General features: G+C 59.0%; 14 protein-coding genes. 2 read left to right on the forward strand and 12 right to left on the reverse strand.

All coding sequences use genetic code 11. The features are described from left to right. Nucleotides 1-111 precede the first annotated feature (111 nt). Entirely contained in the window at nucleotides 112-564 is a 453-nt protein-coding gene (locus tag CMN55_RS02770; protein ID WP_293948016.1) for an Hsp20 family protein, read from the reverse strand. A 217-nt stretch (nucleotides 565-781) separates the two neighbouring features. Between CMN55_RS02770 and CMN55_RS02775 the strand changes: the two genes are divergently transcribed. Next, nucleotides 782-1,213, forward strand: coding sequence for a DUF1465 family protein (locus CMN55_RS02775; RefSeq protein ID WP_293948017.1), 432 nt, complete (start codon nucleotides 782-784; stop codon nucleotides 1,211-1,213). 77 nt (nucleotides 1,214-1,290) lie between these two features. Here the strand turns inward: CMN55_RS02775 and rpmE are convergent, their stop codons facing one another. Next, nucleotides 1,291-1,512 (reverse strand): 50S ribosomal protein L31, encoded by a 222-nt coding sequence (gene rpmE / locus CMN55_RS02780; protein ID WP_293948018.1) that lies wholly within the window; start codon nucleotides 1,510-1,512, stop codon nucleotides 1,291-1,293. A gap of 172 nt (nucleotides 1,513-1,684) precedes the next feature. Here rpmE and CMN55_RS02785 point away from each other — a divergent pair, with 172 nt between their 5' ends. Continuing rightward, on the forward strand, nucleotides 1,685-3,493 hold the full coding sequence (locus CMN55_RS02785; protein WP_293948019.1) for an ABC transporter transmembrane domain-containing protein: 1,809 nt from the start codon (nucleotides 1,685-1,687) through the stop codon (nucleotides 3,491-3,493). Here the strand turns inward: CMN55_RS02785 and CMN55_RS02790 are convergent. The 10 genes from CMN55_RS02790 to CMN55_RS02835 all read right to left on the reverse strand — a co-directional run bounded on the left by CMN55_RS02790 (nucleotide 3,482) and on the right by CMN55_RS02835 (nucleotide 13,639). Beyond that, on the reverse strand, nucleotides 3,482-4,549 hold the full coding sequence (locus CMN55_RS02790) for a glycosyltransferase (RefSeq protein ID WP_293948020.1): 1,068 nt from the start codon (nucleotides 4,547-4,549) through the stop codon (nucleotides 3,482-3,484). The genes CMN55_RS02785 and CMN55_RS02790 overlap by 12 nt on opposite strands. Beyond that, the gene (locus tag CMN55_RS02795; RefSeq protein WP_293948021.1) at nucleotides 4,546-5,481 is read right to left on the reverse strand and encodes a glycosyltransferase family 9 protein; all 936 of its coding nucleotides are present in this window, start codon (nucleotides 5,479-5,481) and stop codon (nucleotides 4,546-4,548) included. The genes CMN55_RS02790 and CMN55_RS02795 overlap by 4 nt, the downstream gene beginning before the upstream one ends. Before the next feature lies 1 nt (nucleotide 5,482). Next, the gene (locus CMN55_RS02800; protein WP_293948022.1) at nucleotides 5,483-6,844 is read right to left on the reverse strand and encodes a peptidoglycan -binding protein; all 1,362 of its coding nucleotides are present in this window, start codon (nucleotides 6,842-6,844) and stop codon (nucleotides 5,483-5,485) included. 32 nt (nucleotides 6,845-6,876) lie between these two features. After that, on the reverse strand, nucleotides 6,877-8,076 hold the full coding sequence (locus tag CMN55_RS02805) for a flagellar motor protein MotA (protein WP_366931958.1): 1,200 nt from the start codon (nucleotides 8,074-8,076) through the stop codon (nucleotides 6,877-6,879). 2 nt (nucleotides 8,077-8,078) lie between these two features. Then, nucleotides 8,079-9,110: an OmpA family protein gene (locus CMN55_RS02810; RefSeq protein WP_293948024.1), complete on the reverse strand. Its 1,032-nt coding sequence runs from the start codon at nucleotides 9,108-9,110 to the stop codon at nucleotides 8,079-8,081. Between the two features lie 279 nt (nucleotides 9,111-9,389). After that, nucleotides 9,390-10,409, reverse strand: a complete 1,020-nt coding sequence (locus CMN55_RS02815; RefSeq protein ID WP_293948025.1) for an NADPH:quinone oxidoreductase family protein — start codon at nucleotides 10,407-10,409, stop codon at nucleotides 9,390-9,392. A 98-nt stretch (nucleotides 10,410-10,507) separates the two neighbouring features. Then, a complete protein-coding gene (locus CMN55_RS02820) occupies nucleotides 10,508-11,311 on the reverse strand; it encodes an inositol monophosphatase family protein (RefSeq protein ID WP_293948026.1) in 804 nt (267 codons plus the stop codon). 48 nt (nucleotides 11,312-11,359) lie between these two features. Next, complete coding sequence (gene efp / locus CMN55_RS02825; RefSeq protein ID WP_293948027.1) at nucleotides 11,360-11,923, reverse strand: elongation factor P; 564 nt, start codon at nucleotides 11,921-11,923, stop codon at nucleotides 11,360-11,362. Nucleotides 11,924-11,962: 39 nt separating this feature from the next. Continuing rightward, entirely contained in the window at nucleotides 11,963-12,622 is a 660-nt protein-coding gene (gene thiE, locus CMN55_RS02830) for a thiamine phosphate synthase (RefSeq protein ID WP_293948028.1), read from the reverse strand. 6 nt (nucleotides 12,623-12,628) lie between these two features. Next, nucleotides 12,629-13,639, reverse strand: coding sequence for a class I fructose-bisphosphate aldolase (locus CMN55_RS02835; protein ID WP_293948029.1), 1,011 nt, complete (start codon nucleotides 13,637-13,639; stop codon nucleotides 12,629-12,631). Between the last annotated feature and the right edge of the window lie 3 nt (nucleotides 13,640-13,642).

A 13,642-nucleotide genomic window follows, 5' to 3' on the forward strand; every position in this document is an offset into this window, starting at 1 on the left:
ATAGGCCGCTTTTCCCTTTTGACCATGGCATCGGGACAGAGCTGTTGAGGGGCAGGCAGAATAAAAATAGCCCGCGACGGGGCGGGCTATTCTTGTGGGGCAGAGCTTGGGTTAGGCTGCTTTATTTTCGATCAGCTTTTCCTTGCCCGTCGCAATCTCAATGGTGCGGGGCTTGAGTTCTTCCGGAATTTCCCGGACGAGATCGATATGCAGCAGGCCGTTTTCCAGATTGGCACTGAGAACCTTGATGGTTTCGGCAAGCTCGAAATTCTGCACGAAGGAGCGGGCGGCAAGGCCGCGGTGCAGATATTCCACCTCATCTTTTTGTTCCGCCGATTTGCCGCTGACTTTCAGGGAGTTGCGGGTCGCGACAATTTCTATCTGATCTTCCGTGAAACCGGCGACCGCCATGGTGATGCGGTAGTTATCGGCATCCTTTTTCACAATATTATAAGGCGGGAAGCCGCCCTCTGCGGAGGCGCGTTCCAGCCCGCGAAAAAGATGTTCGATGCGGTCAAAGCCGACGGTGGAGCGTAGAAGCGGGGAAAAGTCATAAGTACGCATGGTTATATTCTCCTATGAAGCAATATATCTCTATGGGCTGCCAATCTGGCCAAGCCCTTGATTTCAGGCCCGTAAATGGCGCCTGACTGCTCATATGTGTGGCCTTTTTCGGCCATTTCAAGAGGCCAGGGGGTGGAAAATTAACTTTTGCGGGTTAGGTTTTAGAGAGAATTCAGACGTATAGGCCCCAGATGGACGGGGTGAGGAGCAACAATCCATGACAGCGCGCGAGACGGGCCAGGATTCAGGCGGCAAGACAGTCTTTTTCAGCCGCAGCTATGACGAAGCGCTGGCGCTGGTGCGGGAGGCGCGGTCCTACCTTGCCGGGCCGGGGCAGCTTGCCGTTCGAAAACTGCCGCCGGAAGTCGGTTATGCCTATGCGGCGGAAAGCCTGCGCCTGACCACACGGCTGACCGAAAGCATGTCCTGGCTGATGTTTCAGCGGGCGTTGCAGGAAGGGGAGATGACCCCGGAAGAGGCCCAGCGCGAGGAATGCCACCTTCAGCATTTCAAGGTTTGTCTGGAGGATGAGACGCTATGCGATCCGGCGCTGCTGCCCGACGGGTTGGTCTCCCTCCTGGAACGGAGCGAGCGGCTGTATCGTCGGCTTGTCCGGCTGGATGAGCAGTCCATTGCCGCCTTTCAGTAAAGCCGGGCCTGACGCAGGCATATAAAAAGGCGCTCTTGCGAGCGCCTTCAAATCCGTGCGACAGGACTTTCGAAACCTTATTTCAGGCCGAAATTCGCAAAACGCTTCTTGAACTTTGCGACCTGTCCGTCATCGCGGAGATGCTGCTGACCGCCGGTCCAGGCCGGATGGGTCTTGACGTCGATATCCAGCTTCAGAACGTCGCCTTCCTTGCCGTATGTGGAACGGGTTTCAAAGGTCGTGCCGTCTGTCATTTCGACGATGATATTGTGATAATCGGGATGTATGTCTTTTTTCATGTCGGCTCACCCTTCGGGGGACGCTAAATTTCACTCAGCGGGCCTTATATAAAAGCTTTTCCTGCATGGCAAGCAAAGATGTGTTTTTTGGCGTTTTTTCTTGCATTCTTCGCCATGGCCGTTACACCCGGAAGACGGAAATCATTATGGTTTAACAGGCAAGGCCCGTCCCGTGACAGAAGCAGATCAGACTTCCTCGCAACCCGCTGATACATCAAAACAGAAACGTTCGCTGAAGGGCTTGTGGCGGCTGTGGCGATTCGTCCGGCCCTACAAGTTGCAGATAACAGGCGCCCTGATCGCGCTGGTTTTTGCGGCGGCGGCGACACTGCTGATCGGGCAGGCCATCCGGATCATGATCGATAAGGGCTTTTCCGCGGGAACCGTCAGTCTTGATAAATATTTCATTGCCCTGATGGGCGTGGTTGTCCTGCTCGCCATTGCGACCTTCGGGCGGTATTTTCTGGTCACCTGGATCGGGGAGCGGGTGATCTCCGACATCCGCAAGGCGGTGTTCAACCATGTTCTGAAACTCGATCCCGCTTTTTTTGAAGTGACCCGGACGGGAGAGGTGCTCTCCCGCCTGACAACGGATACAACCCTGATCCAGACGGTGATCGGCTCCTCCGTGTCGGTGGCGCTGCGCAATTTCCTGATGTTTCTCGGCGGCCTGGCGCTGCTGATCTACACCAGCCCGATTCTCACCGGCATGGTGCTGCTGATCGTGCCGCTGGTCATGGTGCCGATCATCGGCTTTGGCCGCATGGTGCGCCGCCTCAGCCGCGCCAATCAGGACAGCATTGCCGCCGTCAGCGCCCGCGCCGACGAAACCCTGCGGGCGATCCAGACATCGCAGGCCTATACCCATGAGGAGTATGACCGCCGCCAGTTCGGCGAGGATGTAGAGGTAAGTTTCCGCATCGCCGTCCGGCGCATCAAATGGCGCGCGTGGCTGACGGCGATTGTTATCCTGTTCGTCTTCGGGGCCGTTGATCTCGTGCTGTGGAGCGGCGCGCGCTCCGTTGTGGATGGGGAAATGTCGGCGGGAACGCTGGCGTCCTTTGTTTTCTACGCCATCATCGTTGCCGGAACCATGGGCTCCCTCAGTGAAGTCTGGGGCGATCTGATGCGCGCCTCCGGCGCGTCGGAGCGGCTGCTGGAACTGCTGGAGGAAGAACCCGCCGTCAAGATCACCCATAATCCGCAGCCCATCGCCTCCCGCATCGAAACGGGGCTGAGTTTCGAGACGGTGACCTTTCACTATCCCTCCCGACCCGACAGTGCCGCGCTCAACGATTTTTCACTGGATATCAAAAAAGGGGAGACGGTTGCCCTTGTCGGGCCAAGCGGGGCGGGCAAGACAACCGTTCTGCAACTCCTCCTGCGGTTTTATGATCCGCAAGTTGGCCGGATTGTCATTGATGGCGTCAATATCGCCGATGTCGATCCGGTACGCCTGCGCGCCCTGATGGGGCTGGTCCCGCAGGAGCCGGTGATCTTCGCCGCCTCCGCCCTTGAGAATATTCGCTATGGCCGGCCGGAGGCGAGCGATGCGGAGGTGAGAGCCGCCGCCGAGGCCGCCGTTGCCACCGAATTTATCGACCGGCTGCCCGAAGGGTTCGCGACGGAGTTCGGGGAGCGGGGGGTCAAGCTGTCCGGCGGACAGAAGCAGCGCATTGCCATAGCCCGGGCGATCCTGCGTGATCCTGAAATCCTGCTGCTGGATGAGGCGACATCGGCGCTGGACGCGGAGAGTGAGCGGCAGGTGCAGATCGCGCTTGAGCATCTGATGCAGAACCGGACAACGCTGGTCATCGCCCATCGGCTGGCGACTGTCCTTAATGCGGACCGGATTATCGTGCTGGAAAACGGACAGATTGTCACGCAGGGCACTCATGCGGAACTGATGGCCGAAGGCGGGCTGTATGCCAAACTCGCAAAGCTGCAATTCGACGCGGGGCGGAGTGCGCTATCCGCCTGAGACCGTTTCCAGAACGGTCGCAAGCTGGGCGCGGATGCTGCCCATGCTGAAATGCCGGTCGTAATAGTTTCGCGCTTCTTCCCCGCGCCTGTTTAGATCTTCGCGTTCAGTGGCAAGACGCGTGATGACATCGGCGAGGGCGGCCGGATTTCCCGGCGCAATTTCGATCAGGCCATCATTTTTCGGCGCGGGATAGGCGCCGGACGCCCGGCTGACCACTGTCCGGCCAGAGGCGAGGGACTGGTAGACTTTGTTGGGGATGACCCGCGCCGCCTTGTCGCTTTCCCCGAACACGCCAAGCAGGATATCCGCCTGATGGATGCGGGCGGGCAGGGCGTCATAGGGGAGATAATCCTCAAAAGCAATATTTGGCTGCCCCTCTGCCGCGCGCGCGCAGGCGGCTTTTAAAGGACCGTCGCCGAGCAGCACCCAGCGTATCGGTGCGGCGCAGAGCCGGGCCGCCTCGACAATGACTTCCGGCGCTTGCAGGCCAATGAAACTGCCATAAAAAAGCGCCTCAAGAGGCGTGTCTGCAGGTTTGGCCGCTCGCGGTACAGAGGGGAACATCGCCTCTTCGGCACCGAGTGCAACAACATGCAAACGATCCGTGGCAACCCCCAAAGTTGCGTGAAAGAAATCGGCGTGCCCCGCCGTGTCGGCGATGATATGATCGGCTTTTGCAAAGAGCGCCCGTTCTGCCGCGAGCAGGGATTTCGCCCTATCGCTGTCCGCCTCGAATTTCTGTCGTTCAAAGACTTGCTTGTCATAGGTGGAGATCATGGGATCGAAGACAAGCGGGGCGTTATGCGCCTTTGCAAAGGCTGAGGCCGCAGCCATGTCCCGCTGCCGAAAGGCGGGCAGCCAGACCAGATCGGGGCTTTTAACCTGCCGCAGCGCGGCCTCCAGATGACCAAGGCGGCTGATTTTGGGGTGGAAATCCGCGATATGCCAGCCGAGCGCCTGAAAGGCCTGCCGAAGGATACGGTTGCGGGCATAATCCGGATCGAAACGCCCCCACCAGAGCACAGTCTTCTGCACCTTTTCCGGCGCGTTCATGTGGCGAGATCCAGCTCGCCAATGACCCGGTTGAGCGGCAGATCAGCGAGGTTTTCAACCTGCAGCACCCGGACATCCCGCCCGCGCGGGCGGGACATATCGGGATTGGAGGCGCGGGAGAACAGCACCACCGTCTTGCAGCCAACGGCGGAAATAAGATGCAGGGGGCCGGTATCATTGCCAACAGCCAGCATTGCGCCCGCACCAAGGGCGGCCAGATCGCCAAGTTCGGTTCTGGCGGAAAGGTCGATGGCGTCGGGGCAGGCCGTGCGGATTGTTTCGATGGCCTCGGATTCGGCCTTGCCGCCGATCAGGACGGGCGTGACGCCCTGCGCATTCAGATAGTCCGCCAGTTCGGCAAACCGAATGGCGGGCCAGCGTTTTTCCGGGCGGTGGGCCGACCCGCCAGGCACCAGCAGCGCATAGCGCGGCGGCAGGTCGAACTTTTCGATATCCGTCATCGCCCAGTTAAAATCGGGCGCGGGAACCTCGTTGATACCGGCGACGGCAAGCTGATCCATATGCCGTTCGATCGTATGGACTTTCGTGCGTAGCGGGCTGTCATGGGGATGGGAGCAACCCTTTGCGATGCCGTTCCATTCCGGCTTTTTCCGGCGCGGGAAAAAGTTGAAATAGGAGGTGCTGCGCGTCGAGGTCTGCAAATCATAAACCCGGTCGAAATTTCCGCGTCGTAATTTCCGGATCAGCGGGATCAGTTTGGTGAGCTGCCAGAGCTTTGGCCGTTCATCGATCCAGATTTCATCAAAGAGGCCGGATTTTTCAAGGAAGGCCGCATAGGGCTTGGTGGTCAGCAGGATGATACGCGCATCGCCATGATGGGCGCGGATGGCCTGAAACGGGCCTTGCGCGAGAATGATATCGCCAAGCGCGCCATGCTTGATGACCAGAATATTCCGTCCTTTTCCTGCCACGTCAGCGCTCCGTCAGCTTGAGCTCGATGCGGCGGTTGCGCAGATAGCCGATTTCATCATCCCGCGGATCAATGGGTTGAAACTCGCCAAAGCCGGTGGCCGCCAGCCGACTGGGCGGAATGCCCTGACTGATCAGGAACTTGGTGACCGACACAGCACGGGCGGTGGACAGCTCCCAGTTGGAGGGAAAGCGCAAGGTATTGATGGGCTGTTTGTCCGTATGGCCGTCAACGCGCAGGATCCAGTCGATATCATCCGGGATATCCTGTGAAATTTCCCGCAAGGTGGCGGCGAATTTGGCCATGTCCTCCCGCCCGGCAGGGCCCAGCTCGGCGCTGCCTGCATCGAACAGGACTTCCGACTGGAAAACGAAACGGTCGCCGACAATGCTGATACCGGGCCGGTTTTTCAATACTTCCCGCAGTTTGCCGAAAAATTCGGAGCGATATTGCTGCAACTCCTGCACCTTGGCGGCGAGAGCCTGATTAAGCCGTTTGCCGAGATCGGCAATCTGCGCCTTCTGCTCGATATCGCGCGCTTCACTGGCGTCAAGAAGCTGGTTGAGTTTGGCAAGCTCGGCCCGCAGCGCATTGATCTGGGCATTGAGTGCGGTCACCTGCGCGGTGGCGGCGGCGGAGAGCTCCTCCTCCTCCGTCAGCTTGTCCTGTGTCTGAAGATAGAGTGTCTGCAACTCGGCAAGGCGGGTTTCCCGCTCCTCGATATCCTTCTGGGCGAGGTTGGTGCGCTCTTCCTGTTCCGCGAGGCGGCTTTCCAGCTCCTTCGAACGGTCACGCAAATTGCCGATTTCCACATCCCGCTCCGCGATTGTGAGGGCGAGGGTGCCAACCTCTTCTTCAAGGGTCTTGCGGGTTTCCTCAAGGGCGGCAATATCACGTTTCAGACGCTCAAGCTCTGCCAGGCTGGCTTTCAGGCTGTCTTCGCTGACCGACAGTTTTTCTTCCTGTTCGGCGCTTTTCTCCTCGGCTTCGCGCAGCAGCACCTGTAACCGGTCGCGATCCTCCTCCGCCGAAAGGGCGCGGCTCGTCAGGGTGTCAAGCTGGATGATCACGCTGTCCCGCTCTTCCTGCACTTTCGTCATATCGAGATTAAGCTGGGTGATCTGGTTTTCAAGATCAGCGCTGGTTTTCCGTTCGATGGCAAGCAGATCGGCCAGTTCGTTGACTTGCTGATTTAGCTTTTCCAGCGCCGCGTCCCGGCCTGAAAGCGCTTGCGAGAGGAAAAACTGCGCCAGTGCGAAGACCACCAGCAGAAAGATGATGACCAGCAGCAGCGTCGTCAGGGCATCGACGAAACCGGGCCATATCTCGTATGGAGCGCGTTGTCCGCGACGTCTACGAGCCATCTGTCACTCCGTTTATCATGCGGCCTGATGTGTCAGCCACGGCGGCTTTCTTCCGCAATGGCGGCGATGGTCCGGGTCAGCAGCTTGATGTCGCTGCGGATATCCTGAACCGTCTGTTCGCGGCCATCGGCGCTTTCTTCGAGAAGCCGGACCATATGCACATCCAGATTGCGCAGGTGATTGCGGCTCGCCTGATCGAGACCGGCGCTTTCCGCCGATTTCGCGAGGCGCTCCAGCAGGGGTTTCAGTTCCGTCTGCCCTTCGGCGAGCTTGACCAGCAGGTCCTGCTCGGTCCGCATCTGGTCGGTCAGGGCCGCCAGCCGTTCGCTGAGATTGATGAGGGAATTTTCGGCGGAACCCCGCTTGTCCTCATTGCGGGCGAGGGTGCGTTGCAGGTTGTTGAGGCTTTCCGCCGTCTGTTCCAGCAGGGCCTGAACATAGATCGGCACGCTCTGATCGCCCTCGGAAAGGGTCACCGGGCTGCTGCTGGTAAAGCGGGTGAGGGAGCCGAGCCATTCTTCCAGATCGCCATAGAAGCGATTCTGCGCCTGTCCGGCCTGCATATCGAGGAAGCCGAGGATCAGGGAGCCGGAGAGCCCGAAAAGGGAAGAGGAAAAGGCAATCGCCATGCCGGAAAGGGGCTTTTCAAGACCGCCTTTCAGGTCATCGAAGATACGCGCGAAATCCTCCCCGCCGCCGACATTGAGCGCGGAAATGGTGTTGCCGATCGAGCTCACCGTTTCCAGCAACCCCCAGAAGGTGCCTAGCAGGCCAAGAAAGACCAGCACATTGATGAGATAGCGCGAGATATCGCGGCCTTCCTCCATCCGTGCGCCGATGCTGTCGAGCAGGGTATTCATGGTGACCGTATTCAGGCGCACCGGTCCGCGGCTTTCACTGAATATGGACGACAGCGGCGCCAGCAGGCGCGGCGGGCGCGCCGTCGGCTGGCTGGAATCAAGCCGCCGGAGGCCATGCGTCCAGTTGATCTCCCCCGACAGCATGAGAACCTGACGGAAGATGAAGGCGATGCCGAACAGCAGCACCAGGATGATCAGCCCGTTCAGTAACTTGTTTGCAAGAAAGGCGGATTGTATCTGGGGAAAGAGAAAGGCGGCAATGGCAAGGGCGACGCCGACAAAGATGGTCATCCGGATCAGATAGCGGCGCGGTTTCTTGATATTGGGCGTTCCGGCCAGATTATGGGTTTCGACGTGGCTGTAATTTGACATGGTCACCGTGTAATCAGTAGAAGGTCAACGCGGTTGGGTGGGCCGTCGCCCTGCGGCTCCCCAAGGGCCCGCACCTCAATCTGTGTGTTATCGACGCCGAGCTCCATGAGACGGGCCCGTACAGCCAGCGCCCGGCCGAGCGAGAGGCGGCGGGCGGCGCTGACACTGCCACCGGTCCCATAGGCGAGAAGCTGGATATTTTCCCGCTCACTGGCGGATAACTGGCGGGCAATTGCCTGCAATGTTCCTTGCGTCTCACTGGAAAGCTCCGTCGCGCCATCGGCAAACAGGACACGGGTCAGCCTGTCCGATGTTGCGGTGGCCGGGGTCGAACTGCCGGAGGTGGCGGCGGTATCGGGGGAGATTGCGGCGACAGTCATCTCTTTGGAATCCGCGCGTTCCGTTACCGCATCCGCGGGCTTTGCGATTTGCATAGCGCCTTTGTCATCGGTTGCCGTCAGGGGTTCGGTGATCTTTTCCGCTTCTTTCTCGACTTTCGCAAGCGGAGCGCTGGTTTCCATGGCCACGCTTTGCGGCGGTGTCGGTATTTCCGTTTTCTGCTCCGTCACTCCGGCTGTCTCAGAGACGGCTTGCGGCGGCGTAGGAGGGGAAGACACATCAGCCGCCGTGTTATCGGCGGCGTTGCTGACAGGGGGCGGTGCATCCTCCGCAGATGGGCTGGCTGACTTCTCGGCGCTGGTAACCGGTTTTGCATCGGCTTGGGATGGCGGCGGCGTCGGGACTTGCGGCGTTGCCGTTTCCGGCAATGCAAGGGACGGCTTGACAAGTGGCGTCACGATTTTTTGCGCCGGTTTCGGCGGTTGCAGGTCAGGCGGGGTCAGGATAATCACTGTCTCGCCGTCCATGACCCGGATGGGTTGCCGGTCCGCGGAGGCACCGGAATTCAGAACATGAAGGTTGATTTCAACGGGGGAGCGGGATGTCTCCTGCGTCGTCGCACTGCTCGCGGCGGACGCAAAAATCAGGGGGACAAGCAGGGAAAGAGGAAATAAAGTCGCCGTAAAACTGGTCATTGGCTCCCTCCCATTCTCCTCATGCAAATCATAACTGGACTATCAAACGCGCCGCAAATGTTGCAGGCCGCCCACAGAAACGGACAATATAACGGCGTTTCCCATTGGGCATAGCACCATAACTTAGCGCGTCGCCCGCCACAATCCTTTAGTTTTATATGGGGCTATCGTCTGGAGATACAATTAGCGGGAGGTTTCAAGGGGCCTGCCGTTAAGACAGGAGCCGACATCCAGAAAAGCGATCGGCCTTGCTGGATGCCGGGTGCTCGTGTGTGACGGTTAGACGTAATCCGCGTCGCTCATCTCGACGACGCATTTGCCGTCAACCTGCCGGTTGATCACGGCGTCCAGGGCGTCGTTGAAGCGCTCCAGCGGGAAGCGCGCGCCGACTTCGGGGTCGATCTTGCCTTGCGAATAGAGTTTCAGCACACCGTTCGCCATTTCATCGAGCGCGTCAATATACTGCGCCCGGCTGCCGCCCGGCGACCAGCCGAAGAAATGACCGAGGTTGAAGCCCATGGCGGAGGCGTTTTTCAGCAGCAGCGTATTGGCCGCGATGTTCGGGATTTCGCCGCAGGCATAGCCGATGGTGAGCAGACGGCCTTCCCACGCCAGCGTGCGGATCGACTGGATCGTCACATCGCCGCCGATGCTGTCATAGATCACATTCACGCCCTTGCCATTGGTGAGGTCCATGACGACATCGCGGAATTTTTCCTTGCGATGGTCGATGACATGATCCGCGCCGTGGCGCTTGGCGGTTTCGCAATGTTTCTCCCCGCCTGCAACGGCAATGACGGTGGCGCCCATGGCCTTGCCGATCTCGACGGCGGCCATGCCGACGGCCCCGGCCGCACCATGCACCAGCAGGGTTTCCCCGGCCTGCAGGTTAGCCCGGCGGGTCAGCGCGCCATAGGAGGTGTTGTAGGAGGTGATGATGGCGGAACCAACGCCGAAGTCCATATCTTTCGGAATGACGAAGCAGGAGACTTCGGGGATTTTGCTAAACCCGGCTGCGCCGCTGTCATCAACGCTGCACATCACATGATCGCCGACCTTGACACGGGTGATATTCTTGCCGACGGCATGGACGATCCCGGCTGCTTCCGGCGCGGGAATATAGGGGAGCGGGGCCTTGCGCTGATACTTCCCGGCGATATTGAGAGAGGCGGCGAAGCTCACCCCGGCAGCCTTGTTTTTGACGATAACGTCATCGGGGCCGGGCTCGGGATTGGGAAGCGTTTCCAGCTTTGCCACGTCTTTGTAATGGCCGAATTCGCGAACGACTATTGCGCGCATGTCACGTTGATCCTGACTTGTTCTTGTTGAAAAAACTGATAAAAATCACGCCTACTATAATCAAGCGCGGCCTGATAACAAGTCAAGATACGGAAAAACTAGCGGCCGAGGCGGAGTTTGCGGAATATTTCCAGCATGGCGCTGTTGATGCCGGAATTTGTCGCGAGGATATCGCCTTTTTCCAGCATCTTCTCCCCGCCGTCGATCTGCGAGACCAGCGCGCCGGCCTCGCGAGCGATGATAATGCCCGCCGCGATGTCCCATTCCTGAAGATTACGTTCCCAGAAGCCGTCATAGCGTCCGGCCGCAACATAGGCGAGATCAAGGGAGGCCGCGCCGAAACGGCGGACGCCTGCGGACATATCCATAACCTGTTCCAGCTCTTGCAGGAATTTGCCGTGATCGGCCTTGCCGACAAAGGGGATGCCAGTGGCAAAAATGCATTCGGTCATCCGGGTGCGGCTGGAGACACGCAGACGGCGGTCATTCATATAAGCGCCGCCGCCCTTTTCGGCCCAGAACAACTCATCCTTTACCGGATCGAGAATAATGCCCGCCGTGATTTCCTTGCCCGTCTTGATGGCGATGGAAATGGCGAAATGGGGCAGGCCGTGAAGGAAGTTCGTCGTCCCGTCCAGCGGGTCGATGACCCAGTAATGCAGGCCGTCTTTCGCCTTGATGGCGCCGCCCTCTTCGGTGATGAAACCGAAATCGGGGCGCAGGCGGGAGAGTTCTTCCTTGAGGGTCGCTTCCGCGCTCAGATCCGCCTGGGTGACGAAATCCGCCGGGCCTTTTTTGGAGACCTGAAGATGCTCGACCTCGTTGAAGTCGCGAAGAAGCTTGCGCGCCGCCTTGCGGGCGGCCAGCTCCATTGCGTTGATATCCGCGGATTTTCTCGCCATAGGTCCAGCCTTGTTTAAGTCTCGGAAACGGGGGAATGAGCCAGGTGCTCAGTCCGCCCGCTTGAGATACTCGTATGTTTCCGTATTGACAACGATTTTCTCGCCGACGCCGCAGAAGGGCGGCACCATGACGCGGACGCCGTTCTCCATGATGGCAGGCTTGTAGGAGGAGGCGGCCGTCTGGCCTTTCACCGTCGGTTCCGTCTCGGAAATCTCCAGCACCACCTGTTCCGGGAGAATCACATTGAGCGGGCTGTCCTCATGGAATTCGATTTCCACATCCATGCCGTCTTTGAGAAACGCCGTGCGCTCGCCAATCATATCCTTGGCGATGGAAACCTGTTCATAGCTGGCGGTATCCATAAAGGTCAGCATATCGCCATCTTCAAACAGGAACTGGTGCGGCTTCTGTTCCAGCCGGACCTTCTCCACAGATTCGGAGGAGCGGAAACGCTCGTTAAGCTTGGTGCCGTCGCGGAGATTCTTGAGTTCCACCTGCAAATAGGCGCCGCCTTTGCCGGGCTGGGTATGCTGGATTTTTACGGCGACCCAAAGCCCGCCCTTATGTTCGATCACGTTTCCGGGGCGGATCGCATTTCCGTTAATTTTCATGGTTGTCTTGCTCTTTAAAAAAAATCTGGCGGGAAACTATCAGCTTGTCATCACCTTATCAATCACCTGATTGAAGGCCTTGACCGCTTCTGCGGGCCCTTTTTCATATTTCCATACCCCGCCGCCCACAGCGAGGAAGTCCGCACCGCTACGCAGCAGAGTCTCGCAATTCTCGACGGTGATGCCGCCGATGGCGACGGACGGGATGGTGGCGACATCGCTCCACCATTTGAGAATTTCCGGATCCGCCTCGGTCGTATCCGACTTCGTACCGGACGGGTAAAAGGCGCCGAAGGCCACATAGTCGGCTCCCGTCTCACCTGCGGTCATGGCGAAATGCCGGGAATTCTTGCAAGTCACGCCAATGATCGCATCGGGGCCGAGAATGTCCCGCGCCTGCTGATAGGGCATGTCATCCTGTCCCACATGCACGCCGTCGGCGACCAGCGTCCGGGCCAGCTCGACATTGTCATTGAGGAGGAAGGCGACATCCGCCGCCATGGCAATCGGCATCAGGCGACGAACGGCGGCGATAATCTCTGCGTCCGGCCGGCCTTTCAGCCGGAGCTGGAAACAGGCGACATCGCCCCCGGAAAGGGCTTCGCGAAACGCCTTCTCAAACGTATCGAGATCAAAAGTCGCCGGTGAGATAAGATAGAGACGGGGACGCTCCCGTCCGGTGTCCGGTGTCGTCCCCATGCCGTTTTATTCCATATCCGTGCTGTATTCGCCGTCGCGGGCGGCGCTGGTGAGCTTTGCCCGGTGCAGGAAAGCTGCCTGCGCGGCACTGACATTTTCCGCCTTGCCCTGCCAGGTCGCAAGAGCGGATGCCTGCAGGGCGCGGCCGAAGGAATAGCTGATTTCCCAGGGGTGCTTGCCCATCTGGTTCATGGCATTGAGATGTTCCGTCGCCTGCTTCTCGCTCTGTCCGCCGGAGAGGAAAACGATCCCCGGCACGGCGGCGGGCACCGTCTGTTCAAAGCAATACATGGTTTTGGAGGCGACTTCCTCCACATCGGCCTGAACGGGGCAATCGGTCCCGGAAATGACCATATTCGGTTTGAGAAGCATTTGTTCCAGCACGACACGCTGTTTATAAAGCTCGTCAAACACGGTTTTAAGCGCGGTTTCGGTGACGGCGTAGCACTCATCGATATCGTGATCGCCATCCATCAGAACTTCCGGTTCGACAATCGGCACCAGACCGGCTTCCTGACAGAGGGCGGCATAGCGGGCGAGGGCATGGGCGTTCACATTGATGCAATATTCGCTCGGGTTGCCATTACCGATGGAGATGACAGCGCGCCATTTGGCGAAGCGGGCGCCGAGCTGGCGATATTCGTTGAGACGGTCGCGCAGGCCATCCAGCCCTTCGGTCACGAGTTCCCCGTCAGCAAAGGCGAGGGGTTTTGCGCCCGTATCCACCTTGATGCCGGGAATAATGCCCTGATCCATCATCAGCCGGACAAGCGGGCGTCCGTCCTTCGCCGTCTGGCGGAGAGTTTCATCATAGAGGATAGCACCGCTGATATAATCGCCGACACCCTTGGCGGAGAACAGAAGCTCGCGATAGTCGCGGCGGGAATCGGCCGTGCTGACAGTGTTGATCGTGTCAAAACGCTTTTTGATCGTCCCGGTGCTTTCATCCGCGGCGAGGATCCCTTTGCTGGGGGCCACAAGCGCGAGTGCGATATCTTCAAGTTCCAGATCGTCCATAGT

Source organism: Sneathiella sp. (assembly GCF_002694385.1).
GTDB lineage: Bacteria > Pseudomonadota > Alphaproteobacteria > Sneathiellales > Sneathiellaceae > Sneathiella.